The organism is Nocardiopsis sp. CNT312, assembly GCF_000515115.1.
Taxonomy (GTDB): Bacteria; Actinomycetota; Actinomycetes; order Streptosporangiales; family Streptosporangiaceae; genus Nocardiopsis.
This window is the reverse complement of record NZ_KI911538.1, coordinates 157122-181100: the sequence shown is the minus strand read 5'-3', so window position 1 is coordinate 181100 and position 23979 is coordinate 157122. Positions and strand designations below refer to the sequence as shown.

22 protein-coding genes, 1 pseudogene and 1 riboswitch are annotated in these 23979 nt (G+C 70.6%); of the genes and pseudogenes, 7 read left to right on the top strand and 16 right to left on the bottom strand.

The genetic code is table 11. The features are described 5' to 3' along the window. Positions 1-53: 53 nt before the first annotated feature. Both B042_RS0121080 and B042_RS0121075 read left to right on the top strand, forming a co-directional pair. Positions 54-1787, top strand: coding sequence for an ABC transporter ATP-binding protein (locus B042_RS0121080; RefSeq protein ID WP_028650018.1), 1734 nt, complete (start codon positions 54-56; stop codon positions 1785-1787). Further along, entirely contained in the window at positions 1784-3580 is a 1797-nt protein-coding gene (locus tag B042_RS0121075; RefSeq protein WP_028650017.1) for an ABC transporter ATP-binding protein, read from the top strand. The genes B042_RS0121080 and B042_RS0121075 overlap by 4 nt, the downstream gene beginning before the upstream one ends. A gap of 96 nt (positions 3581-3676) precedes the next feature. Here B042_RS0121075 and B042_RS26800 read toward each other — a convergent pair. The 5 genes and pseudogenes from B042_RS26800 to thrC form a co-directional block, all read right to left on the bottom strand. Continuing rightward, positions 3677-4078 (bottom strand): annotated as a pseudogene (locus B042_RS26800) (Uma2 family endonuclease); the annotation flags it as partial. A 94-nt stretch (positions 4079-4172) separates the two neighbouring features. Then, positions 4173-5804: a chaperonin GroEL gene (groL, locus tag B042_RS0121070; protein ID WP_028650016.1), complete on the bottom strand. Its 1632-nt coding sequence runs from the start codon at positions 5802-5804 to the stop codon at positions 4173-4175. Between the two features lie 455 nt (positions 5805-6259). After that, positions 6260-6454, bottom strand: a complete 195-nt coding sequence (locus B042_RS0121065; protein WP_028650015.1) for a hypothetical protein — start codon at positions 6452-6454, stop codon at positions 6260-6262. An 85-nt stretch (positions 6455-6539) separates the two neighbouring features. After that, positions 6540-6818, bottom strand: coding sequence for a ubiquitin-like small modifier protein 1 (locus B042_RS0121060; protein ID WP_028650014.1), 279 nt, complete (start codon positions 6816-6818; stop codon positions 6540-6542). Positions 6819-6904: 86 nt separating this feature from the next. Then, positions 6905-8164: a threonine synthase gene (thrC, locus tag B042_RS0121055; RefSeq protein WP_028650013.1), complete on the bottom strand. Its 1260-nt coding sequence runs from the start codon at positions 8162-8164 to the stop codon at positions 6905-6907. Positions 8165-8177: 13 nt separating this feature from the next. Then, positions 8178-8319, bottom strand: a riboswitch (SAM riboswitch). 351 nt (positions 8320-8670) lie between these two features. On the opposite strand from thrC, the gene B042_RS0121050 reads away from it, so the two are divergent. Beyond that, on the top strand, positions 8671-10107 hold the full coding sequence (locus tag B042_RS0121050; protein WP_028650012.1) for a trehalose-6-phosphate synthase: 1437 nt from the start codon (positions 8671-8673) through the stop codon (positions 10105-10107). 79 nt (positions 10108-10186) lie between these two features. Here the strand turns inward: B042_RS0121050 and B042_RS0121045 are convergent, their stop codons facing one another. Beyond that, complete coding sequence (locus tag B042_RS0121045) at positions 10187-10687, bottom strand: GrpB family protein (RefSeq protein ID WP_369797743.1); 501 nt, start codon at positions 10685-10687, stop codon at positions 10187-10189. Between the two features lie 237 nt (positions 10688-10924). Continuing rightward, complete coding sequence (locus tag B042_RS0121040) at positions 10925-12091, bottom strand: S8 family serine peptidase (protein ID WP_028650010.1); 1167 nt, start codon at positions 12089-12091, stop codon at positions 10925-10927. Positions 12092-12318: 227 nt separating this feature from the next. Here B042_RS0121040 and B042_RS0121035 point away from each other — a divergent pair, with 227 nt between their 5' ends. Together B042_RS0121035 and otsB are read left to right on the top strand one after the other, a co-directional pair. Continuing rightward, positions 12319-12603 (top strand): DUF3263 domain-containing protein, encoded by a 285-nt coding sequence (locus B042_RS0121035; RefSeq protein WP_028650009.1) that lies wholly within the window; start codon positions 12319-12321, stop codon positions 12601-12603. A gap of 140 nt (positions 12604-12743) precedes the next feature. After that, positions 12744-13574: a trehalose-phosphatase gene (gene otsB / locus B042_RS0121030; RefSeq protein ID WP_028650008.1), complete on the top strand. Its 831-nt coding sequence runs from the start codon at positions 12744-12746 to the stop codon at positions 13572-13574. Here otsB and B042_RS0121025 read toward each other — a convergent pair. Continuing rightward, a complete protein-coding gene (locus B042_RS0121025; protein ID WP_028650007.1) occupies positions 13540-14577 on the bottom strand; it encodes a serine hydrolase in 1038 nt (345 codons plus the stop codon). The genes otsB and B042_RS0121025 overlap by 35 nt on opposite strands. Before the next feature lie 162 nt (positions 14578-14739). On the opposite strand from B042_RS0121025, the gene argJ reads away from it, so the two are divergent. Further along, on the top strand, positions 14740-15897 hold the full coding sequence (argJ, locus tag B042_RS0121020) for a bifunctional glutamate N-acetyltransferase/amino-acid acetyltransferase ArgJ (protein ID WP_028650006.1): 1158 nt from the start codon (positions 14740-14742) through the stop codon (positions 15895-15897). A 96-nt stretch (positions 15898-15993) separates the two neighbouring features. On the opposite strand, the gene B042_RS0121015 is transcribed toward argJ, so the two are convergent. Together B042_RS0121015 and B042_RS0121010 are read right to left on the bottom strand one after the other, a co-directional pair. Beyond that, a complete protein-coding gene (locus tag B042_RS0121015; protein ID WP_036555785.1) occupies positions 15994-16935 on the bottom strand; it encodes a type IV toxin-antitoxin system AbiEi family antitoxin domain-containing protein in 942 nt (313 codons plus the stop codon). 162 nt (positions 16936-17097) lie between these two features. Continuing rightward, a complete protein-coding gene (locus B042_RS0121010; RefSeq protein WP_028650004.1) occupies positions 17098-17850 on the bottom strand; it encodes an SDR family NAD(P)-dependent oxidoreductase in 753 nt (250 codons plus the stop codon). 327 nt (positions 17851-18177) lie between these two features. Here B042_RS0121010 and B042_RS25975 point away from each other — a divergent pair, with 327 nt between their 5' ends. Next, positions 18178-19167: a hypothetical protein gene (locus tag B042_RS25975; protein ID WP_155989276.1), complete on the top strand. Its 990-nt coding sequence runs from the start codon at positions 18178-18180 to the stop codon at positions 19165-19167. A gap of 185 nt (positions 19168-19352) precedes the next feature. Here B042_RS25975 and B042_RS0121005 read toward each other — a convergent pair whose 3' ends face one another. Genes B042_RS0121005 through B042_RS0120985 form a run of 6 tightly spaced genes read right to left on the bottom strand, consistent with a single transcriptional unit; the run spans position 19353 to position 23963 of the window. Beyond that, positions 19353-19823 carry an NUDIX hydrolase gene (locus B042_RS0121005; protein WP_028650003.1) on the bottom strand — a complete coding sequence of 157 codons (471 nt, stop codon included), beginning with the start codon at positions 19821-19823 and terminating at the stop codon, positions 19353-19355. Further along, entirely contained in the window at positions 19742-20425 is a 684-nt protein-coding gene (locus B042_RS25450) for a histidine phosphatase family protein (protein ID WP_081748933.1), read from the bottom strand. Before B042_RS25450 ends, B042_RS0121005 begins: the two co-directional genes overlap by 82 nt. Then, complete coding sequence (locus B042_RS0121000; protein ID WP_028650002.1) at positions 20418-21179, bottom strand: SDR family NAD(P)-dependent oxidoreductase; 762 nt, start codon at positions 21177-21179, stop codon at positions 20418-20420. Before B042_RS0121000 ends, B042_RS25450 begins: the two co-directional genes overlap by 8 nt. After that, positions 21164-22294 (bottom strand): hypothetical protein, encoded by a 1131-nt coding sequence (locus tag B042_RS0120995; protein WP_028650001.1) that lies wholly within the window; start codon positions 22292-22294, stop codon positions 21164-21166. Before B042_RS0120995 ends, B042_RS0121000 begins: the two co-directional genes overlap by 16 nt. Then, a complete protein-coding gene (locus B042_RS0120990) occupies positions 22291-23394 on the bottom strand; it encodes a glycosyltransferase family 9 protein (protein ID WP_028650000.1) in 1104 nt (367 codons plus the stop codon). The genes B042_RS0120995 and B042_RS0120990 overlap by 4 nt, the downstream gene beginning before the upstream one ends. Then, on the bottom strand, positions 23391-23963 hold the full coding sequence (locus B042_RS0120985; protein WP_028649999.1) for a phosphoribosyltransferase: 573 nt from the start codon (positions 23961-23963) through the stop codon (positions 23391-23393). The genes B042_RS0120990 and B042_RS0120985 overlap by 4 nt, the downstream gene beginning before the upstream one ends. Positions 23964-23979: the final 16 nt, after the last annotated feature.

The window sequence follows — 23979 nt, the reverse complement described above, 5'->3', positions numbered from 1 at the left end:
CCGGAGAAAAACCAGTGGCCCCGCCCGCCCCCACCGATTAGAGTCCGGTGACCGTGCGCGATCTTCCCGAACCCCCGGGCGTCCCCGATCACCGGTCGGCCGACCGCTACCTGCTCTGGCTCGCGCGTCGGCAGTGGGCCTCCCTCACGTGGGGCTCCCTCGTCAGTGGCGCGTACACGACCTGCGGTGTGCTCAGCGCCGCCGCGCTGGGCGCCGCGATCGACTCCGGGCTCGCCGACGGCGATAGCGACGACCTCCTGCTGTGGTGCGGCGTCCTCACCGGGCTGACCCTGATCCGGGTCGTGATCGTCCCCTTCCATGAACGCACCACGTCCTTCAACTGGTACGCCTCGGCCTACCGCACCGTGCAGTCGGTGACCGGGCGGGCCGTCGCCCTGGGCCCCACCCTCACCCGCAGGCTCCCCTCCGGGGAGGTGGTGGCGGTCGGCACCGACGACATCGACCAGATCGGCGAGTTCTTCGAGGACTCCGTCCGCGGCCCCGGCGCGGTCGTCTCCATCGCCGTGGCCGCCGCGCTCATGCTGGCCGCGCACACCGTGTTCGGTCTCGCGGTCCTGGCCGCGGTCCCCCTGATCACGGTGGGCATGGTGCCGCTGCTGCGATCGCTCTCGCGCCGCCAGACCCACCAGCGCGACCACCAGGCCGAACTCACCACGATCGCCGGGGACCTGGTGGCGGGCCTGCGCGTCCTGCGCGGCGTGGGCGGCGAGCGGGCCTTCGTGCGGCGCTACCGGGACGAGTCGCGCCGGGTCCGCGACGCCGGGGTCCGGGTCGGCTGGACGGACGCCTGTCTCCAGGCCGCGCGGACCCTCCTGCCGGGCCTGCTCCTGGTGGGGGTGGTCTGGTACGGGGCTCGGCTGGCGCTGGAGGGCGCACTCACCCTCGGCCTGCTGGTCGCCTTCTACGGCTATACGCGCGCCCTGGGCGAGGACGTGCGCCGCCTCATGCTCGTCGCCTCCCTGTACGTGTCGGCCCGCGTGGCGGCGGGACGGATCACCGGAGTGCTGGGCCTGGCCCACGACCACCCCGACCCCGCACACCCACGGCCGGAGCCGGAGGGGCCGTGCGACCTCCGCGACCCGGTGAGCGGTGTGACCGTCACCGCCGGGGAGGTGACCGGCGTGGTGTGCGCCGGCCCCTCCGACGCGACCGCCGTCGCAGCGCGGCTGGGCCGCTATCGCGAGGACTGCGCGGAATTGGTCGAGCGCTCCACCGGCCGCACGGTGTCCCTGCGCGACCTCCCGTTGAAACGGGTGCGCGAGCGGGTGCTCGTGGCCGCCAACGACGCCCACCTGTTCTCCGGCAGGCTCCGGGACGAATTGGACCCCGGCGGGGACCTGTCAGACGCGCACCTGGCCCGGATCGTGCGTGCCGCACACGCCGGGGACGTGGTGGAACGGTCACCGCTGGGGTGGGACACCGTGCTCGCCGAGCGCGGACGCGAGCACTCCGGCGGCGAACAGCAGCGGCTGCGGCTCGCCCGGGCGCTGGCAGTGGCCCCGGAGGTCCTCGTCCTGGTCGAACCGGCCTCGGCGGTGGACGTGCACACCGAAGGGATCATCGCCCAGCGGCTCGCCGGGCAACGGCTCGGCCGCACCACCGCCCTGATCACCACCAGCCCCCTGCTGCTCGCCCACACCGACCGCGTGTGCCTCGTCCGAGACGGCAGGGTCGTGGCCGAGGGCACCCACCGCACGCTCCTGGCCTCGAACCCGGACTACGCGGCCACCGTCGCAGGCTCCGCCGCAGTGGAGGAAGGCCGATGACCCAGACCACCGCACGCCCCTCCCCCGACCTGCCGAGGGCCCCCCGGACGCGTCCTCCCGACCAGCTCCCGATCGCCCCCTCCCCCACGGTGTGGCGGCGGCTGCGCCGTGTCTGCGCCGAGCACGGGTGGACCCTCACGGGCATCGTCGTACTGTACGGAGCCGCGTCGCTGAGCGCGCTCGTCGCGCCGTGGATGCTCGGCACCATGATCGACACCGTGCGCGCGGACGGCGACGGGGGACGTGTCGACCTGATGGCGGCGGCGATCGTCGTCTCCCTGTGCGTCCACGCGGCCCTCCTCCTGGTGTCAGTGGCCACCGCCATCCGGTTCGGGGAGAACCTGCTCGCACAGGTGCGCGAGGAGTTCGTCGACGGCGTACTGCGCCTGCCCCTGGGCGCGGTGGAGCGCGCCGGAAGCGGCGACCTGCTGGCCCGTACCGGCCGCGACACCGACCACCTGAGCTACGCGGCCCGCCAGTCGGTACCCGCCGTCCTGGTGAGCGCGGTGACCCTGGTGGTCATCACCGCCGCGATCGCGTTCCTCCACCCGGCCCTGCTCCTGGCCTGGCTGCCCTCGGCCCTCGTGGTGTGGCTGTCCACCCGCTGGTACACCCGCCGTGCGCCCGAGGGGTACGTGCGCGAACTCGCCGCCTACTCCGACCTGACCCAGGGCGTGACCGAGACCGTGGAGGGCGCGCACACCGTCGAGGCCCTCGGGAGGCAGGCCCGCCAGCGGGGCCGGGCCGAGGAGCGGGTCCGCCGGTCCTACCTGGCCGAGCGGTACACGCTGTGGCTGCGCTCGGTGTGGTTCCCCCAGCTGGATTTCGCCTACGCCTTCCCCCTCCCGGCGACACTGCTGGTCGCGGGGCTGCTGCGGATGGACGGGCAGATCACCGTGGGGCAGATCGCCACGGCGGTCTTCCTCGCCACACAGATGGCCCGGCCGCTGGAGGAGCTGATCGACGAGGTGGACAGCCTCATGATGGGCTTCACCTGCCTGCGGCGGCTGCTCGGCGCGGAGTCGGCCGGGACCGGCGGCGCGGCGGCGCCCCCGGCGGGGGGCTCCGAGCCCGGGACGGTCGAACTGCGCGGGGTGCGGTTCGGCTACACCGGAGCCGAGGTCCTGCACGGGGTCGATCTCCTCGTGCGGCCGGGCGAGCGGCTGGCCGTGGTCGGCCCCAGCGGCGCGGGCAAGTCCACGCTCGGCAAGCTCATCGCCGGTATCCACCGGCCGACCTCAGGCGACGTACTGATCGGGGGCGGTGCGCGGGACCCGGGTGAGGCACGGAAACCGGTGATCCTGCTGAGCCAGGAGAGCCACGTATTCCGGGGGACCATCGCGGAGAACCTGTCACTCGTGCTGGGGGACGGCGAGGCCGACGAGGACCGGCTGTGGCAGGCGCTGGCGGCGGTGGGTGCCCACACCTGGGTCCGTACGCTCCCGGACGGGCTGGACACCCCGGTGGGTTCGGGCCGGGACGCGCTGGAGCCGGACCGCGTGCAGCAGTTGGCGCTGGCCCGGGTGGTGCTGGCCGACCCGCACGTGCTGGTGCTGGACGAGGCGACGTCGTCGATCGACCCGCGTGCGGCCCGGGACCTGGAGCGCTCCCTGGCGGGTGCTCTGGCGGGCCGGACCGTGGTGGCGATCGCGCACCAGCTGCACACCGCCCGCGACGCCGACCGCGTCGCGGTGGTGGAGGACGGGTCGGTCAGCGAGCTGGGCACCCACGACGAACTGCTCGCCCGGGGCGGGTCCTACGCGCGGCTGTGGCATGCCTGGCACGGCGGCTGAGCCGTGCCGGGGAGCCGGTCCCTCGGGTCCGGGCTTCCACTGTTCGGGTCCGGGGAACCTGGAGGCGTCCAGTCCCAGGTCGCAAGGCTCGGGTAGGCGGACCTTCCCGCCGGAGTTCACCGTGGCGGCGTGGTTGTACCGGCCGTGGTCGGGCTGCTCGTAGAGGGTCACCGACGGTCCGTGCTCGTCCCAGACGCCGATGAGCAGGTAGAGGGGGATCGCCGCATAAGCGTCACCGGCCAATTTCTTCCTGCGGCCGATGCCCCGACTGCTCCTGGACACGATTTCCACGACGAGCGACGCCTCCTCCGCCGGGGACGGGGAACGGGAAGGGTCGAAGGCCACGTCTTCGGGCATGACGACGAGGTCCGGCATGTACAGACGTTCGATGGCCGAGACCTGCACGCCCAGTGTCTGCAAGACGTGCCGGTCGTCCGGGATCACACGATTCAGCGCCCGGTGCACCAGCGCACCGCACAGCGCGGCCGTCCGCCGCAGACCCCCTGGAAACGGCGAAACCGGGCGGCCCCGCAGGGCCGCCCGGTCGTCGCGGGCGAGGTCGCGTATCCGGACCCCGGACTCCAGGCGGAGCCTAGAAGTCCATGCCGCCCATGCCGCCGGTCGGGTCGGCGGCGGGAGCCGCGGCCTTCTCCGGCTTCTCGGCGATGACGGCCTCGGTGGTCAGGAACAGACCGGCGATGGAGGCCGCGTTCTGCAGAGCGGAACGGGTGACCTTGGTCGGGTCGATGACGCCGTCCTTGAACAGGTCGGTGTACTCGCCGGTGGCGGCGTTGAGGCCGAACCCGGGCTCCAGGTTCTTGACCTTGTCCGCCACGACGCCGCCCTCAAGGCCGGCGTTGACCGCGATCTGCTTGAGCGGCTCGGCGATGGCACGGCGCACGATGTCGGCACCGATGGACTCGTCGCCGTCCAGGTCGAGCTTCTCGAACGCGGGGACGCTGGCCTGCAGCAGCGCGACGCCACCGCCGGGCAGGATGCCCTCCTCGACCGCGGCCTTGGCGTTGCGGACGGCGTCCTCGATGCGGTGCTTGCGCTCCTTGAGCTCCACCTCGGTGGCGGCACCGGCCTTGATGACGGCCACGCCGCCGGCCAGGCGGGCGAGACGCTCCTGGAGCTTCTCGCGGTCGTAGTCGGAGTCGGTGCGCTCGATCTCGTTGCGGATCTCGTTGACGCGACCGGCGATCGTGGTGGCGTCACCGGCGCCGTCCACGATGGTGGTCTCGTCCTTGGTCACGACGACCTTGCGGGCGCGGCCGAGCATGTCGAGCTCGGTGTTCTCCAGCTTGAGGCCGACCTCCTCGGTGATGACCTGGCCGCCGGTCAGCACGGCGATGTCGCCGAGCTGGGCCTTGCGGCGGTCACCGAAGCCCGGGGCCTTGACGGCGACGGACTTGAAGGTGCCCCGGATCTTGTTGACGACCAGGGTCTGGAGCGCGCCCTGCTCGACGTCCTCGGCGATGACCATCAGCGGACGGCCTGCCTGGAGGACCTTCTCCACGACGGGCAGGAACTCGTTGTTGTTGGAGATCTTGGAGTTGACGATGAGGATGTAGGGGTCCTCCAGGACCGTCTCCATCCGCTCCAGGTCGGTGGCGAAGTAGGGCGAGATGTAGCCCTTGTCGAAGCGCATGCCCTCGGCGAGTTCGAGCTCCAGCCCGAAGGTCTGGCCCTCCTCGACGGTGATGACGCCTTCCTTGCCGACCTTGTCCATCGCCTCGGCGATGGTCGCGCCGATCTGGGCGTCACCGGCGGAGATGGAGGCCGTGGAGGCGATCTGCTCCTTGGTCTCGACCTCCTTGGAGATCTTGCCGAGCTCCTCGTTGATCCGGGTGACGGCGGCCTCGATGCCGCGCTTGAGGCCGACCGGGTTGGCGCCGGCGGCGACGTTGCGCAGACCCTCGCGGACGAGCGCCTGGGCGAGCACGGTGGCGGTGGTGGTGCCGTCACCGGCGACGTCGTCGGTCTTCTTGGCGACCTCCTTGACGAGCTCCGCCCCGATCTTCTCCCAGGGGTCCTCGAGCTCGATCTCCTTGGCGATGGAGACACCGTCGTTGGTGATCGTGGGGGCGCCCCACTTCTTCTCCAGGACGACGTTGCGGCCCTTGGGGCCCAGCGTGACCTTGACGGCGTCAGCGAGCTGGTTCATACCGCGCTCAAGGCCGCGACGGGCCTCCTCGTCGAACGCGATCAGTTTGGCTGCCATTGAGTTCTTGTCCTCCCGTGACCGGGCTGATACGCGATGGGACGAGGCGTGCGCCCGCGACGGACGGCCGCGACGTACCGACACCCCTGCTGTCGGACGCGCACGGCCTCGCAGCCTCGCTCCGGTTAGCACTCAGGCTCAGCGAGTGCTAACCAGGTCTATTTTTAGCACTCTCCCCGGGAGAGTGCAAACGATGTGGTCACGATTTCCACAGCCGTCGCACCGCCTTTCACCTGCGTGTACAAAAGGCGGCGTGAACGGCCGCTCGGCCCGCGGCCGCACCGGGACGCATGCCGCCGCCCGGCACAGCTCCGTGAAGTACCGGGTGATCGGCAGCGGGACCGGCCCGGCCTTCCCACAGGCCCGGCGGGCGGGGGCACGGCCCTCCTCAGCGCCGGTCTCCACCCTCGAGGTCCCCCTACCCCGATCCCGGATCCGCCCAACCGCGAACACGGTCAGCTCCGTACCGGTCCCCCAGGCGGGGCCGACGGCGGCCAGGGTGATCCCGCCCATGCCGCCGTCGGGCCGCGGGCGCACCGACCGGACCCGGCCACGGTGCCCTCGACGGGCACGACCCAGACGCGGGCCTCCTCCGCGTCCAGGTCGGCGGTGACCTCCTCGCGCTGGGCGGCGCGCCGGTCCGGCGTCATCCGGCCGTAGGGCCCCGCCCGGAGCGCCGAACGGCTCCGATCCCCTGTCGGGAGCGGAGCCGTGTCCTTTCGGGCCTGCTCGGGGTCAGCAGCCCCCGGCCACGGCCGGGATGATCGAGACCTGGGCACCGTCGGCGACCGCGGTCCGCAGGCCCTGCTCGAAGCGCACGTCCTCGTCGCCCACGTAGACGTTGACGAACCGGCGCACCTTGCCCGAGTCGTCGAGGATCCGCTCCCGGATGCCCGGGTAGTTGGCCTCCAGGTCGTCGAGGACCTCGGCGAGGGTGGTGCCCTCGGCAGACACTTCGGCGGCGTCGCCGGTGTAGGTGCGCAGGATGGTGGGGACGCGAACGCTGGCGCTCATACGGGTGTTCTTCCTTCGTCGGGTGGTGTGCGGTGCCCGGGGCACGCCGCCGCCGGCACCGCGGAGTCGTCGGTGCGGGCCGCCGCTCAGAGCAGGCCGGCGTCGGTGAACGCGGATAGCGACGGCTTGATCGTCGCGGTCACGCCCGCTTCCACGGCGTTGAGGGTCTTGAGCCCGTCGCCGGTGTTGAGGACGACCGTCTCGGCCTTGGGGTCGATCCTGCCCTCGCGCACGAGCTTGCGGAGCACACCGGTGGTTACCCCGCCCGCGGTCTCGGCGAAGACCCCCTCGGTGCGGGCCAGAAGGTTGATGGAGTCGACGACCTCGGCGTCGCTGACGTGCTCCACCGAACCGCCGGTGCGCTGGGCGATGTCGAGCACGTAGGGGCCGTCCGCCGGGTTGCCGATGGCCAGCGACTTGGCGATGGTGTCGGGCTTGACCGGCTGGATGACGTCGTGGCCGGCCTCCCATGCCCGGGCGACCGGGGAGCAGCCGGTGGCCTGGGCGCCGAAGATCCGGTACGGGCGGTTTTCGACCAGGCCGATCTTGATGAGCTCCTGGAAGCCCTTGTCGATCTTGGTGAGCTGGGAGCCGGAGGCGATCGGGATGACGATCTGCTCGGGCAGGCGCCAGCCGAGCTGCTCGGCGATCTCGTAGGCCAGCGTCTTGGAGCCCTCGCCGTAGTAGGGGCGCAGGTTGACGTTGACGAAGCCCCAGCCCTCGCCGGCCGGGTCGCCGATGAGCTCGGAGCAGAACCGGTTCACGTCGTCGTAGTTGCCGTCGATGGCCACGACCTTGCCGCCGTAGACGGCGGCCATGACCACCTTGGCCTCCTCCAGGCCGGCGGGGATGAACACGCAGGAATCGAACCCGGCGCGCGCGGCGGCGGCGCCGACGGCTCCGGCCAGGTTCCCGGTGGAGGAGCAGGACAGGGTGGTGAAGCCGAAGGTGCGGGCGGCCTCGACGGCCATCGCCACGACGCGGTCCTTGAAGGAGTGCGTGGGGTTGCCGGAGTCGTCCTTGACGTACAGCGAGTCCAGGCCCAGCTCGGCGGCGAGGCGGTCGGCCTTGACGAGGGGGGTCAGGCCGGGGTTCATGTTGGGGAGTTCGGCGACGTTGGGCGGCACCGGCAGGAGGGAGCGGTAGCGCCAGATGTTGGCGGGGCCGCTCTCGATCTCCGCGCGGGAGACGTCACCGAAGTCGTAGGCCACCTCAAGGGGGCCGAAACAGAACTCGCAGGCGAACTTGGGGGTGAGGTCGTAGCGCTCGCCGCACTCGCGACAGGAGAGGGCGTCGGCGGGGCCGAAGGCGCGGACGGTGCTGGGTTCTGTGGCGGCAATCGCCATGGCGAGGCGTCTCCCCTCATCTTTCCTGGCGGCCACCTTGACCCCAGGCCGGAGTTGGCACCTGTCCCGGACGCCTCGCGAGGAACACGAGATCGCGTACCGGGATGGTTGCCGGGGCTTCGCCGGGCCGGTCCCTCCACCCCTCTGGATGAGCAATATGAAGTTTTGGTGCCGATCCTCTGTTCGGACCCGCACGGCAACTGTAACGGAGGTGTCGGACTGATTTCCACAGCGGGTGATCCGCATTACACGGACCGGCCCACATGCTGGGACGCCTCCGTGGCCGCAACGGCCGGGAACCCCCGCGGCCCTCGGCCGACACGCCCGGCGCGGCCCGGGCCCGTAGGCACGCGCCCGTGTTGCGGCCGTGTGCCCCGTCCACAGGTTGGCCCCTGGTGCGTTTGGGCTTCGGGCAGAGGGGCGAGACCTATGGTGCGCCCTGCGCCGGTGCGTCCCCCAGCCATCGTGGAACGACCCCCATGCACGCTTTTCGAGAGGACGAGTACGTGGACAAGGCACAGATCCTCATAGCCTCCAACCGGGGACCGGTGTCCTTCTCAACCGCCGAGGACGGCTCCCTGGAGTTCCGGCGGGGCGGGGGCGGGCTCGTCTCGGGAATGACCTCGGTGGCCACCGAGGTCGACGGCATCTGGGTGTGCGCCGCCCTGTCCGAGGCCGACCGCCGCGCCGCCGCCGAGGCCCCCGATGCGCGGCTGGACCTGGCACACGACCTCGACGGCATGCGCGTCCACATGCTGGACATCCCGGAGGAGACCTTCACGGGCGCCTACACGGAGATCGCCAACTCGACCCTGTGGTTCGTGCAGCACATGCTGTACGCCACACCGAACAAGCCGTCGTTCGGGTCGGACTTCCGCGAGCGCTGGAAGGACTACGAGGCCTACAACAACGCCTTCGCCGAGGCCCTGGTGGCCGGGGCCGCCGACGGTGCCCGCGTGGCCGTGCAGGACTACCACCTGTCACTGGTACCGCGCATCCTGCGTGCCCGCCGCCCCGACCTGCGGATCGCGCACTTCTCACACACCCCCTGGGCCCCGCCCGAGTACTTCCGGCTGCTGCCCGAGCACGTCGCCCGCGACCTGCTGGAGGGCATGCTCGGCGCCGACCGCCTGGGCTTCCACAGTCCGCGCTGGGCCGACGCCTTCCTGCGCTGCTGCGCGGAGGTGCTCAACGCCGACGTCGACCTCGACAAGCGCACCGTGGAGCACGGCGGCCGGGTCGTCGGAGTGGGTGTGCACGCCCTGGGGGCGGACGAGGAGGACCTGCGCGCGAGCGCCGCGGACCCGCGCGTGGCCGAGCGCGAGGAGACCCTGCGGGAGGTCGTCGGCGACACCGCGCTGATCGTGCGGGTGGACCGCACGGAACTGTCCAAGAACATCGTCCGCGGCCTGGAGGCCTACCGAGAACTGCTCAGGGAGCGCCCGGAGTGGATCGGGCGGGTGACGCACCTGGCGTTCGCCTACCCCAGCCGGGGCGACGTGCCCGAGTACCGGGAGTACACGGACGCGGTGCTGCGGGTGGCCAAGGAGATCAACGAGGAGTTCGCCACCCCCGAGTGGCAGCCGCTGGTGCTGGAGGTCAACGACGACTACCCGCGTTCGCTCGCCTCCTTCCGGATGGCCGACGTGCTGCTGGTCAACCCCATCCGCGACGGCATGAACCTGGTGGCCAAGGAGGGGCCGGTGCTGTCGGAGCGCGACTCCGTACTGGTGCTCTCGCGCGAGGCCGGGGCCGCCGACGAGCTGAGCGGGCACGCCCTGATGGTCAACCCCTACGACACCGTGGAGACGGCCGAGGCCCTGCACCGGGCGCTGTCGATGGAGGCAGGGGAGCGCCGTCGGCGCCGCGAGGCCTTGCGGGAGGCGTCAGTGGCGCTGCCGCCGCGGCGCTGGTTCCAGGAGCAGTTGCGCTCGCTGGACTGAACGGACCGAACGTCGGAGTGCGCCCCAGGGGCGAGGGACCACCCCCGGGGGTGCCCGGCGGGTCGCGCCACCCTCGCCCTCAGGACGGGCTCCGTGGCGGCGCGCCGCTCTCGGCGAGGACGGCGTCGACGAACGCGGACTTGGCGCTGATGTAGTCGTCGACGCGCTCCCACGTGCGCTCGGCGAGGCCGTCCTTGAGCGCACGGTAGCGCTCGCGGGTGTCCTCGTCGGCGGCCAGGCGGTCGCGGAAGGCGAGGATGCGCTCGATCTCCGGGTCGCCCTCGCCCAGGACGTGCAGGTTGAGGTTGACGTCGAGCCCCTCCAGCACCCGGTGGCCGAACGGGCTGTCCCGGTCGGCGACGACGCGGTAGCCGGCGTGCTCCAGGTCGGTCAGGTAGGCGGGTTCGTCGTCGGGGTCGGCGACGGCCAGCAGCAGGTCGACGCAGGGCCGGGCCGCCAGGCCGAGAACCGCGGTCGATCCGACGTGTTCGATGAGCAGGGCGCGCTCGCCCAGGGCCTCGTGCACCTTCGCCTTCTGCCGGGCGGAGAGCAGCGGCCATTTGGGGTCGTAGGGGGACATCAGGACAGGTCCGGGCGGGAGGTCACGGTGTCGGGCGACCTCCGCGCGTCCTCGGAAGGGCAGCGGTGACGTTTCCAGGGGTGGCATGCCACAAGATTTCTCTGTCACCCCGCACTAGTCAAGACACCGATACGTGTTTGTATGTGCACGCGCATGATGTCACCCTCGCGCTCCGCGGGTGTCCGGACCGGTCCGGGGTCTGGCTCCCGACCAGAAAAACCCGCGGGGAAAGAGATCTCAGCCCCTGCCGTTGCGCGGCTTGCGGCGGCGCCCGCCCCTGGCGGGGCGCTCGGCCTCCTTCGCGGCGGCGCGTTCGGCGGCGATCTCCTCGTCCTCGTGGCGGCGGTCCTCGCGCACCCCGTAGGGATCGGCGCTGGAGCGGCGCATCCACACCGCGACCAGCAGCGCCCCGAGAAGCAGGACGGCACCGACCGCGGCGAACCACGCCCACAAGGGGACGCCCGGACCCTCCTGGGAGCGTTCGAGCAGTTCCTCGTCGATGAGCGGGTCGCCCTGGGTGATCTCGGCCGCCGCACCGGCCGCCGAGGGCAGGTGGAGGGCGGGCGTCCCCTCCGGCCCGGGCTGCGAGCCCTCGACCAGGGCCTGTCGGGCCTGGTCCGGGCTGAGCTGCGGGTACTGCGTGAGCAGCAGGGCGGCGGCCCCAGCGGCCATGGCGGCCGCGTAGGACGCACCGGTGACCTGCGCGGGGCTTCCGTCGGGCGACGTGGCGGCCAGTGCGGCACCGGGCGCGGTGAGTGCGATGTCGGCGGTGTCGGGGGACCCGGGGATCAGGGCGCCGTTCTCGTCCGCTCCCGCGACGGAGAGCACGCTGGGGTCGTCTCCCCCGGCAGGCCCCACGACCAGGACCCCGGCACCCACCGCCTCCTCGGTGGCGGCGGCCAGGTCCGCGTCCGAGGCCTGCGCCGCCTCAGGCAGCAGGATGACCTGGACCCCCTCGTCGGCGGCTCCGCGGACGGCGTCGGGCAGCAGGTCCGCGGTGGGCAAGGCCAGCACCCCGGCCTCGGGTGCGACCCCGAGCATGCCGCCGTCGGCGTCCATGCCGTGGCCGTGGCTGGCCACCAGGGCGGCCACGGCGGTGCCCTGGTCGAGGTCGCCCTCGTTGGGGCCGTAGGCGGTGTCCACCGTCACGTTGTCGACCAGGTCGGGGTGGTCCTCGGGGACGGCGGCACCGGGCAGGGCGACGGTGGTGCCCCTGCCATAGGTGTTCTCCCACGCCTCCTCGACGCCGATGGAGAGCAGCCCCCACTGCTCGGGGCGAAAGTCCGGCTGGCCGACGGCCACGGACGGAACGGCCACCGTGCCGAGAAGGACGGTGGCCGTGACGGCCCCCACGGTTCCCAAGCGGCGCTTGCGAGTCGTGTTACGGCTGTTGCCCCCGAGCACGTCAGACTCCCTCGAACATTGCGATCGGCGTTCCACGGTCCAGTCCGGACCACCGCGATTCTCCCATGAGCACATGATCACAGCAGGGACAAGTGCCTTGAGGGCCAGGAAAGGCAACTGTATCCCTCGTGCCAGTCCTGGCCGCCGAAGCCTTCACTGGGCATGTCGAGTCGCTAGCATGGTCGCGCCGATCCGGACCATCCAATTTCCCGTCCAGGGGGTGTCCTATGCCGAATATCGGTCCAGCCGAGGACGGCCAGTCGGCCCTCGCCGAACGCGACCAGCGCATCCTCGCCTTCGAACGCCAGTGGTGGAAGTTCGAGGGTTCCAAGGAACAGGCGATCCGCGACGAGTTCGGGTTCTCCGCGACCCGCTACTACCAACTACTGAACGGACTGGTAGAGCGCCCCGAGGCGCTCGCCCACGACCCCATGACCGTCAAACGCCTGCGCCGGCTGCGCGCCGACCGCAGACGCCAACGCAACGCACGCCGTCTCGGTATCCGACTCTGACCCTGGGCCCGCCCCACACGCCCGCTCAGGGACCCCGCGGGCGGCCCTCCACCACCGGCGCTCTCCCGGGCGCACCGCCGAACCCCCGGCGGTGCGCCCGGGCGCACCGGCCCCGTTCCGCCTCCCAGGAAAGGCCCCGCATGTCCCTGCCTCGGCCGAACACGGCCGCCGGACGCTCCGCCCTCGACCTCCTCCTGGCCGAGCCCGCCCGGGCTCTGGCCGCCTTCGACTTCGACGGCACCCTCGCCCCCATCGTCGCCGACCCGCGCGACTCCGCGCCCCTGCCCGGGATCGTGGAACTCCTGGCCGAACTGGCCGGCACGCTCGGCTCGGTCGCGGTGGTCACCGGCCGCCCCGCCGCCACCGCCGTGGAACTGGGCGGCCTGGACCGGGTGCCCGGCATCACCGTCCTGGGCCACTACGGGGCCGAGCGCTGGGCGGACGGGCGCGTCACCGCCGCCGACCCGCCGCCCGGCGTGGCGCGGGTCCGCGCCGACCTGCCCGGCGTGCTCGCCGAAGCGGGCGCTCCGGAGGGCACGTGGACCGAGGACAAGGGACGCTCTCTGGCCGTCCACACCCGGCGCACGGCCGACCCCGACGGCTCCCTCGCCCTGCTCGCCCCCGCCCTGGGCCGCCTCGCCGAGCGGACCGGGCTGAAGGTGGAGCCCGGAAGGATGGTGATCGAACTCCGTCCACAGGGTGTGGACAAGGGCGCGGCACTGCGCGGACTCGTCGAGGAGACCGGGGCCGCCACCGTGCTCTACGCCGGAGACGACCTGGGCGACCTGCCCGCCTTCGACGCCGTGGACAGCCTGCGCGAGCGGGGCCGCCACGGGCTCAAGGTGTGCTCCACCTCCGACGAGGTCACCGCCGTCGCCGAGGCCGCCGACCTCGTCGTCCCCGGCCCCGCCGGTCTGGCCGGCCTGCTCACCGCCCTCACGGCTGCGATCCGTGGTGCGGCTGCGGGGTGAGCGCCGCGCGCACCTGCGCCCGCAGCTCCCGCAGCCCCGTCCGCTCCCGCCCGTAGTGCACCGCGTTGGTGAGTACGCCCACGTACCGGCCGCTCTCCGGGTGCAGGAACAGGCTGGTCCCGGTGAACCCGTTGTGGTGGACGACCCCCTCCGGGGTGACCAGCCAGCCCAGCCCCCGCCAGAGCCCCTCCCCCGCGTCCGCGTGCGGGCGCCAGCTCTCGCGCACGTACGACGCAGGGAGCACCCCGCCCCCGGACTCACCCTCCCGCAGCACCTCCCGCGCGAAGGCACCCAGGTCGATCGCGGTGGTGAACACCCCCGCGTGCCCGGCCACCCCGCCCATGAGCGCGGCCGCCTCGTCGTGCACCACCCCCCAGGTCGGTGCCGTCCCGGGCAACCGGACCTCCGTCGGCGCCACCGCCAGGGAACGCGTCAGCGGCCCGAAGACCGTCGAGCGCATCCCGAACTCGTCCCACAGCTCGGCCGCCAGGACGTCCAGGCCACTGCCGTACAGGCGCTCCAGGACCAGACCCAGCAGGATGAACCCGCGGTCGATGTAGTGGTGGCGCCCCGGTTCCTCCAGCGGGTCGGCCAGGATCGCCTCCGCCAGGTCCTGGTCGGTGCCCACGTACCGCTCCAGCCACGTCACCGGGTTGAGCCCGCTCGTGTGGGTGAGGATCCGGCGCACGGTCACCGCCCCACCCGGCAGCCCCTCGGCGGGCAGGTACTGCGACACGGGCGCGTCCAGGTCCACCAGGCCGTCGGCGACGGCCTGCCCGACCAGCGGCCAGGTCGCCATCATCTTGGTCAGGCTGGCCACGTCGTAGAGGACGTCCGGCGCGGTCCCGTGCTCACCGTCCACCCCTCCCACGGCCACGAACTCCCACATCCCCCCGGTACCGACGACGGCGGTGCCGCCCGGCAACCGCCCCCCGTCGACCATGGACTTGAGGACACCGCGGATCCGCCCTCCCGTCTCCGTGAGCCAGTCACCGTCGTGCACGACACGCCTCCCGCTCTCACCTCAGCCGATACCCCGCTCTTCCAGTGTCGCCACACGGAGTCCGCCAGGCGTGTTACGAAACTCCCATAACGTGGAGAAGGCCGTCCCCCTCAGCCGCGGTCTCCGAAGTACGCTGACGCCCAGGAACCCCGAGGAGGACCATTGAGCAGCCAGACCCCCGTGCCCGCCGGATTCCGCGGTATCGCCGGCAACATCGGGATCAAGGACCCCCACGACGACTTCTTCGCCGTGGTCTCCGAGGTGCCCGCACACGTGTCCGCCGTGTTCACCAAGTCCCGCTTCGCCGGATCCAGCGTGGTGATCAGCCGCAACGCCGCCGCCGACGGCCGCGCCCGCGGCGTCACCGTCATCAGCCGCAACGCCAACGTGGCCACCATGACCGGCGAGGCCAACGCCCTGGAGGTCCAGGAACGGGTGGCGCGCGCGGCGGGGATCGAGCCCGGCGAACTGCTCATCGCCTCCACCGGGGTCATCGGCCGCCCCTACCCCATGGACAAGGTCCGCGCCTTCCTGGACGCCCTGCCCGCCGAGTTCCCTCCGGCCGACCTCGACCGCGCCGCCGCCGCACAGATGACCACCGACACCCGCCCCAAGACCGCCTCCGCCACGGTCGGGAAGGCGACGGTGACGGGCATCGCCAAGGGCGTCGGCATGATCGAACCGGACATGGCGACCATGCTGGCCTGGTTCTTCACCGACGCCGACCTGGAGCAGCCGGTCCTGGACGCGGTGTTCCGCCGGGTCGTGGACCGCACGTTCAACGCCCTGAGCATCGACACCGACACCTCCACCAGCGACTCCGCCGCGATCTTCGCCAACGGCGTCGCCGGCCCCGTGGACACCGCCGCCTTCGAGGAGGCCCTCTACGGCGTCGCCCTGGAGCTGGTCCGGATGATCGCCTCCGACGGCGAGGGCGCCGGCAAGCTCATCGAGGTGCGGGTGACCGGCGCGCGCGACGACGCGCAGGCCAAGCGCGTGGGCAAGGCGGTCGTGAACTCGCCGCTGGTCAAGACCGCCGTCCACGGCTCCGACCCGAACTGGGGCCGCGTGGCGATGGCCGTCGGCAAGCTCGACGCGGAGACCGACGTCGAGCCGGAGAACGTGCGGATCGTCTTCGGCGACGTGGAGACCTACCCCGCGGAGGCCACCGACGAGGTCCTGGCGCGTGCCGCCGAGCACATGAAGGGCGAGGAGGTGGTGATCGGCGTCGACCTGGGCGTCGCCGACGGCGCCTTCACCGTCTACGGCTGCGACCTCACCGACGGCTACATCCGCATCAACGCCGACTACACCACCTGAGCGTGGGATATCCCCAAACCCGGACGTGATCGTGCTACCAGCACAGGGAAACAGCCGATTCCGTGCACCGGTAGCACGATCAACAGGGCCGGGCGGTCATGCCCGGTGTCGGGCGACGGTCGCCAGGATGTACTCGGGGCGGTTGAGGTCGCCCCAGGTGAACCGGACGATGCGCGTCGACGGGTGCCAGAGCTGGAGGGCGTTCTGCCGTGTGCGGTCCCTCGCCAGGACCCGCGGGGAGCCGTGCGGGCCGATCCCGTCCGCCTCACCGATGAGGTCGAGGTCCTCCCACCAGAAGTCGACCCTGGCGATGCATCGGCCCCGACCGTCGAAGAAACGGTGCTGCAGGTCGGTGGGCGGCAGGCCGCCGTCGACACAGACCAGGCGCACCCTGGTCTCCAGCGGACTCTCCGCGCGGCCGTCGGCCGACCGCCACCAGCCTCGCAGGCGAACGGATCCCCTGCGCCTCCAGTTGACGCGCTCGACCTCCTCGATCTCCTCGGCCCCGATGAGCCCCTTGTTGAGTGCCGAATCCATGAGGCAGACGGCCGTCTCCCGATCGACGTCCAGGAGAGTGTCCGCCAGAGCCCGCTGGGGGGTGGCCGAACGGAGGACACCGTCGATGGTGGTGACCTGTTCGGGGCGGGTCTTCCAGGTGTGCAGCGTGATCCCGGCGATGTGTCGCTGGGTACCGCGGGCGGGGATGACCATGTGCGTCTCGTGGAGGTCCCCTTCGGGCAGGCCCTGTATGCCCCACAGCCTCACGGCGGTCCTACCGCCCACGAACGACGCCTCACCGAGCGCCAGTTGGGCGGCCATGGCCTTCGCGCGCAGGCGAAGGCCCGGATCAGTGGCGTCCACGAGGGCGAGGACGGCGTAGACGCGTGGATAGACACGTCGCCAGTTTCCGTTGCGTACGAACCGGCGGACGTCGCTCTTGGTGAGTCCGATGTGCTTGGCCTGGTCCCAACTGAGGACACCGTACTGGCGGGCGGCCGTATCGAGCGCGACGGCTTGTGGAGGAAGGATCGGGTCCATATCCCCAGCGTGCGGCCGAACGGCGGCGGATGGCAGTGGGTTCTCCGACCTGTGGACAGCGGGTACCCGGCTCTCTCCGTGACCGTGCTACCAGCACAGGAGACGGCAGGTTCCGTGCACCGGTAGCACAATCACGGGAGCAGGGCGGCGGCACGCCGGAGGTCACCGCACCCGGTGCACCTTGGTGTTGGAGGCCTGGGCGCGCGGGCGCACCACCAGAAGGTCGATGTTGACGTGCGGCGGGCGGGTCACCGCCCACACCACGGTGTCAGCGACGTCCTCGGGGGTCAGCGGACCGGGCACCCCCGCGTAGACCGCCTCGGCCGCCTCGGCGTCGCCGTGCAGCCGGTTCAGGGAGAACTCCTCGGTCTTGACCATGCCGGGAGCGATCTCCACCACCCGCACCGGCTCGCCGCACAGCTCCAGGCGCAGAGTCCTGGCGGTGGTGTGCGCGCCGTGCTTGGCCGCCACGTAACCGCCGCCGCCCTCGTAGACGTCCAGGCCAGCGGTGGAGGACAGGATCAGCACGGTGCCGTCGCCGCTCTCCCGCAGCTTGGGCAGCAGGGCCTGGGTCATGTGCAGCACGCCCAGGACGTTCACCTCGTACATCGCGCGCCACTCCTCCGGGTCCCCGGTGGCGACCGTGTCGCGGCCGATCGCGCCGCCCGCGTTGTTGACCAGGACCGCGCAGGAGTCCAGCGAGGCGGCGAAGGCGTCGACCGCGGGCCGGTCGGTGACGTCCAGGGTGTGGGCGCGGGCGCTGTGGCCCTGCTCGGCCAGCTCCGCCGCGAGGGCCTCGATCCGGTCGGCGCGGCGGGCGACGAGCACCACGTCGAAACCCGCGACCGCGAGCCCGCGCGCGGTGGCCGCGCCGATCCCGCTGCTGGCTCCGGTGACGACGGCGGTCGCTGTCATGGTGGGTTCCTCCCGCTCGGATGCGCTGTCGCGCCGAGCGTATCCGGGGCGGCCCTCCCGGTCGGGCGCGGGGAGGGAGCGTTGTGTCCTCCGGGGTCGGGACCCACTTCCAGAGAATGCGCCGTTGTCAACGGGGGTCGTCCGCCGGGTGGCTGTGGTGACGGTGGACGGGTCGCGGGGCATGGTGGCGAAGGCGGTGGAGGGTGGGTGAGGTGGTTTGAGCTGAGGGAACTTCAGCCCTCCAGCAACTCGTGCAGCTCACGGAGCTATAGCAGCACCATCCCAAAAAAGCTAACAAATACGACATAAGAGCTGTACTTTGGAAGCATGGCTGACGACCCCATCAGACCTGGTGCCCTCACTACACGCGCAAAGATGAAGGAAGTCTTTGGCGGTGGCCAAGGCCAAGGGATTCAACCCTCTGCACGCACACCCAACGTGCTGATCTACACCGACCCAGCTTCCGGCGAGAAGTCGGGTTTCTACGATGGGTGGATCCCAGAAGAGGAAGAATCCGAACATATTTTCGAATACACCGGAGACGGGGAAGGCGACCAGGTCTTCACTGGCCCCTACGGGGTGAGAAACAAAGCTATCCTCACGCACGTTGATGATGGACGTGACCTTCGCGTCTTCAAAGCTTGCGGAAAAGTACCAGGGAGTGGAGCCAAGCTTCAGCGGTATATCGGCAAGTTCGAGCTTGACCCCAAGCAGCCGTATGTCCCTCGGCAGGCACCTAACCAGCAGGGCGTTATGCGCAACGTCATCGTGTTCCGGCTGCGCCCCATCGATGCTCTGCCACCAAGTCCTGAAGACACCATCACGGCCTTGTCCAAGACGGAAGTTGTCTCGGTTCCACCTGACATCACGAAAAGCGCGCTGATCGAGCCGGAGATGCACAACGGGAAGCCGATCTCCCGGTCAGCGGTACCGCGCACCTCAGTGAGAAGAAACGAAGCTTCCCTGTGCCAGGAATTTCAGAAGCTCCTTGAGGAACATGAACACAGGGTCGCCAGGTTTCAGATCAGAGTTGCTGGTCTCTCATCCAGTCTGCTGACAGACCTCTACGACACCAACTCCCACGTCCTCTACGAGGCGAAGGGCACGAGCACACGCGAATCCGTGCGGATGGCCATCGGCCAACTCATGGACTACCGGCGACACATTACGCCCACGGATCCCACACTCGCTGTGCTCCTCCCCAGAAGACCCCATGATGATCTCGTAGATCTCTTGGACTCCATCAATGTCAACCTGGTCTACCAGCACCAGGGATCTTTCGTGGGTTGGCCAGTAAACGCCCACGCATCACACTAACGAACAACTGCCACTCAGAGCACCCTTGTATTCATGCTGAGCCTCGGTAGCAAACGAATTTTTCAGCCCCTCACATGATCAGATATCGAGCCGCTGGCCTGTGAAGATGGGGTTCTCCGAGTGGACAATCCAGCCAGGTCTTCCTCAGGTCGCAATCAACTGATCGCTCAACAACCATGTGCCCTCTACGGGATGGGGTGGCCGTTCTCCAGGTACGCGGTCGTGTCCTGCTCGCGTGCGTGCGCACCGTGAGTGATACGGCGGGCGAGGCGGGGGATGGTGATCGACTCGATGGTGTCCACAGCGTAGAAGTCGTACCCGGTCAGTTCGGACGGGTCCAAAACGATCTTGTCCAGCCATTCCCTGGCGAGGACACCGCCATCGAAAACGAACAGTTGCTTATCGCCCTCGGAAGGATTGGGTGCCCAGTCGACAACCAGCAGGCGGCCGATCGATGGGGTGACACCCAACTCCTCCTCGACTTCCCGAGCCACAGCCTGGCTCGGGGTCTCCCCGTGCTCGATGTAGCCGCCGGGGATGTCGGGGTAGTCCTTGTAGGAGGGGACCACCATCATCACCCGTCCGAGGTCGTCGAAGAATAGGACGCCGGCGGCGACCCGGGGGCGGGCGAAGGACTCTGCCGGATCAATGGCCATACTCCGACCCTAACCCCAGGAAGCTGGATACAGTGCGGGTATTGAGCTTTCGAGTCCCAGCGGCGAAAGCCCAGAAAGGGCCATGTGTCCCCCGGTCCTGCTGTGAACACGGATGCTGGAGGTCCCATCTCCGTGAGCGCGCGGAAAAGGAGCTTGTGGGAGACCACGAGCACGGGACCGTATCTGTCGGCAAGGTGCGCTAGGCGGTTACGGAGCCGCGCGGCGCGGGCGGCCAACTCCTGCGGGGACTCGCCGTCTCCGTAGCGGCTGGCCGGATCAAGGAGCCGTGTGTGGCGCCATGCGGCGTAGTCCTCGGGGAAGTCCTCCGGAGGGATAGCCCGAATCGCAGTCGGGCTGCGCCATTCCCGGAGTTCGGGGAGTACCTCGATCCGCAGGCCCCCGGAGTGCTCGGCCAAGATCTCGGCAGTTTCGAGGGCGCGCCGCAAAGGGCTGGAGACGATCGCGTGCACGACGGGTATCCGCTGGGCCGCCGCGATCGTGTCCCTCCCGCCTTGGGGTGAGAGTTGCGCGTCGTCGGGTGCGTGGTATCCGGGGCTGTGCCCGGCGTAGTGTGCGTGGCGTATGAGGTAGATGTCAGCCAAGGACCCATCCCCCGTCTACGCGCAGGGTCTGTCCGGTGATGAATCCGGCCTCGTCGCTGGCGAGGAACTCCACGGCGGCGGCGACGTCCTCGGGCTGGCCACGACGCTGTAGGCACTGCCGGGCGAGTTGTCGTTTCTCCATGGCCTTCGGGTCGGGGACGACCCGGTTCTCAGCCGGGCCCCGGATGGATCCGGGGGCCACGCAGTTCACGGTGACCGCGTGTGTGCCGAGTTCGCGGGCCAGTGCCCGGGTGAGGCCTTCGAGTCCTGCCTTGGCCGCGATGTAGTCAGCGAGGCCGTGTCGGCCGGTGGCGGCGAGCACGCTGCCGACGGTGACGATACGGCCGTGGCCGCGCGTGGCCATGGCTGGTGCGGCAACCTGGGCAAGCAGGTGGTGGACGGTCAGGTTGAGGGACAGGCACTCCTCCCACCGCTGCCGGGTGAGGTCTGCGTGCGGTGTGCGGGGGTAGTCTCCGGCGGCGGTGACGAGAATGTCCGGCGACCCCATCCGTTCGTGCACGCGGTCGTAGAGTTCCGCGGGCGCGGTGGGTGAGCGCAGGTCCGCCTCGAAGGTGTCGGCCGTTCCCTGCCTGGAGGTGATCTGCTGGGCGAGAGCATGGGCCTGGGCCGGGGTGGCGAAGTGGGCGAGCGCGACACGGGCTCCGGAGTCGGCGAGGGTGCGTGCGATGGCCGATCCGATGCCTCCGGTGGCTCCGGTCACCAAAGCCAGGCGGCCGTTCAGCTCGTGGGGCATGTGGCCTCCGTCAGGTCGAAGAAGCGGGCGGGTGAGAAGTCGGGGGCCGTGCACAGCGCGAGCTTGGCGATCAGGTACAGCCTCATGTCCAAGGGCATGTGTGCGAGGTCGAACACGGCGATGATCCGCATGGCCAGATAGGGGCGCAGTGCCTCGGCGAAGGCGTCGCCGGGGAAGTAGCGGGCAGCGAGCGGGGTGGCGAGCAGCTCCCAGTAGCGGGACAGTGCGCGTCGCCGGGCGCGGGTGAGTCGGTCGGTGAAACGGATGTGCGGTGTACCCGAACTGGATCGGGTACTGATGCGTGGTGTGTTCTCCGGGAGGCGGTCGAATGTGGCCGGGTGCTGGGTGAACGCCTGCGGGTTGAGTGTGGGGACCAGCCAGCCTCCGAGGACGGCCGTGGAGAACATGAAGTTGGCGATCTCGCCCGCGATGGCGTTGCGTCCGGCGGTGCCGTAGTCCAGCCAGGCCAGGGGGACAGCGAGGTTGACGTCGGTGGGGTCGCCCTGGCTGATCGCGCTCCAGACGGGGGTGTGGAACGCCCCGCGCAGCCAGGAGATCGTCTTGGCCCAGTCGAGTCGGTGGTGGTCCCCGTTGACGTACAGGCCGGTGCGCGCAAGATCGCTGAGCCTGGCTCCGTCCGCGGCTGCGGTCAGGGGGATGTCGTGGTGGGCGTAGTAGTGGTCGAGCCGCCCGCCGGGGGCGGCCCTGTCTCGGTAGAGCTTGCCGACCAGGGCGGAGGGCGGGCTCAGCTTCGCCGTTCTGGTGAAGACGCGCAGGTAAGTGTCCGTGAGGTGGCGCATGTAGGCGTCCAGGGCCGAGTGGTCGCCGTCATCGGGGGTGTTGAGCAGGTCCAGCAGGAGCCCGTGGTCGGTGCCTGCGGGAAGGCGTTCGTAGACCAGGACCGTGTGTCCGGGGAGCCGGAGGCGGCAGTGCAGTTCGGGGGCCGGGTACCACGCGCGCAAGAGCCGGTGTCCGCGTGCTTCGGCGCGGGCTTCGCCGTGGTCGGGCATGCACTTGGCGATGAGGCGGCGGCGCGGTGTGTCGATCGGGTAGAGGCGGTTGCGGGTGAACGTGAGCGGAGTGCCGATGCGTGGGAACAGGTTCGGGATCCTCATGGATGCTCCAGGGCCTGGAGTGCGGTGTCGGCGAGGGTCGCGGGGGAGATCGCGGACAGCGGTGCGCGCCGTTCGTTGTCGGTCTCGTGCGTACGGTCGCGGACCGGGCACAGGTCCTGGCGGTGCATATGTTCGGAGAAGGGCGTCGCGAGCGCATGGTGGCGGGAGAGGCCGGTGCGCCACTTGCTGTGGGAGTGCCGTCCGTACAGGCCGATGACCTGAGCCTTGGCGGAGACGAGCGCGGCCAGGTGGGTGAGTCCGGTGTCGTTGCCCAGGATCACGTCGCACCGGGCAAAGAGGTCTGTGAGTGTTCGCAGGTCAGCACCAGTGACCGGTTGGACTCGCGCCTCGGCCGTATCGGGAGGGGCGGGGGCCGTAGGGCCGTGTCCGGACACGAGAAGGAGCCGTACACGGCGGCGGCTTCCCCGGGCGATCTCCTGGGCGGCCGCGGTGAAGCGCTCGGCGCCGTAGTCCTTGCGTCCCGGCCAGCTCGTCGCGGTCACGGCGGCGATCGTCAGCCCCTCTTCCTCTGGGGAGGGGCTGTCATGGGCCAGCGGCGGCAGGAACGGCGGTGTGCCGGGAAGACGCAGACCGAGGCGTTCCTCGATTCCCAGGTAGTAGCGGGCGGGGAGGAAGGGATGGGCGCGGGGACCGTCGATGCGGCAGTGGGCCTGCTCTGGTCGGCAGCAGATGACGTGGTCGTCGCGGGTCGGGCTGGCCAGGGCCAGCCCGGGTTCGTCACCGACGATCAGCCGGGGCGGGGACGCTCGGACCCCGTTTGTCCACCCTGTCGGGTAGAGGTGGCCGTAACGGCCCACTGTGGTGAGGGGGACGTTCCTGCCGAGGACGTCGAGCGCGTCGGTGATCGCGGCGACCGCGCCGAGGGCGAGCAGGGAGTCGCCCAGCTTGCCGTCGAAGGCAGCCACGACCCCGGCGCACCGCTCCAAGGCTCGCCGCAGTGGGCGGTCAGGAGTGCCCGGAATCGTGGCCGCGACCGGTGTCGCTTCCCGGTCGTAGCCGAGCGGGAACCCGCTCACCTGTGCGGAGGTGTAGCTGGTGTGCCCCCAGTGGCGAGTGGCCGGAGCGGTGTCGGTGATCATCGGTCCTCGCCGAGGCGGGTGAGGGAGAGGAGGGGGATCCCGAGCTCCTCGATGACGGGCCTGGCGCGGTAGCGGGTGTCCTCCGCCAGGCACACCGCCGCTACGGGACGCGCCCCCTGGCCACGCAGGGCCTGGGCGAGGTTGACCAGGGTGATGCCGGTGGTCACTTCGTCGTCGACCAGGACGTAGCCGTGTCCGGGGGTGATCCCGTAGGCGAACACGTTGGGTCGGTTGGCGTGGCCTTCGACGAAGTGGACAGCGCCCGGCAGGGGGACACGGACCTTCCAGGCCAGTTTGTAGGGGAGCCCGGAGGCCAGGCTCAGGGCCAGGGCGGGCACGATACCGCCCGCGTCCAGGCCGAGAATCGCGTCGGCGTCCGCGCTGCTGGGAAGGCTGCCCAGCAGGCGTTCCCACAGTGTCCGTCCGACATTGTTCAGGCTGGCGGGCGGGACCGCCGCTCGGGTGCCGTCTAGATCGTGCAGTACCCGTTCGGGTCGGCTGTCAGGGCCAACGTCCAGCCGGGTGACGACCTCGGCGTGGAACGCGGCGTCGTGGGCGATGGTTTCCATGCGGTTCCTCTCCGGT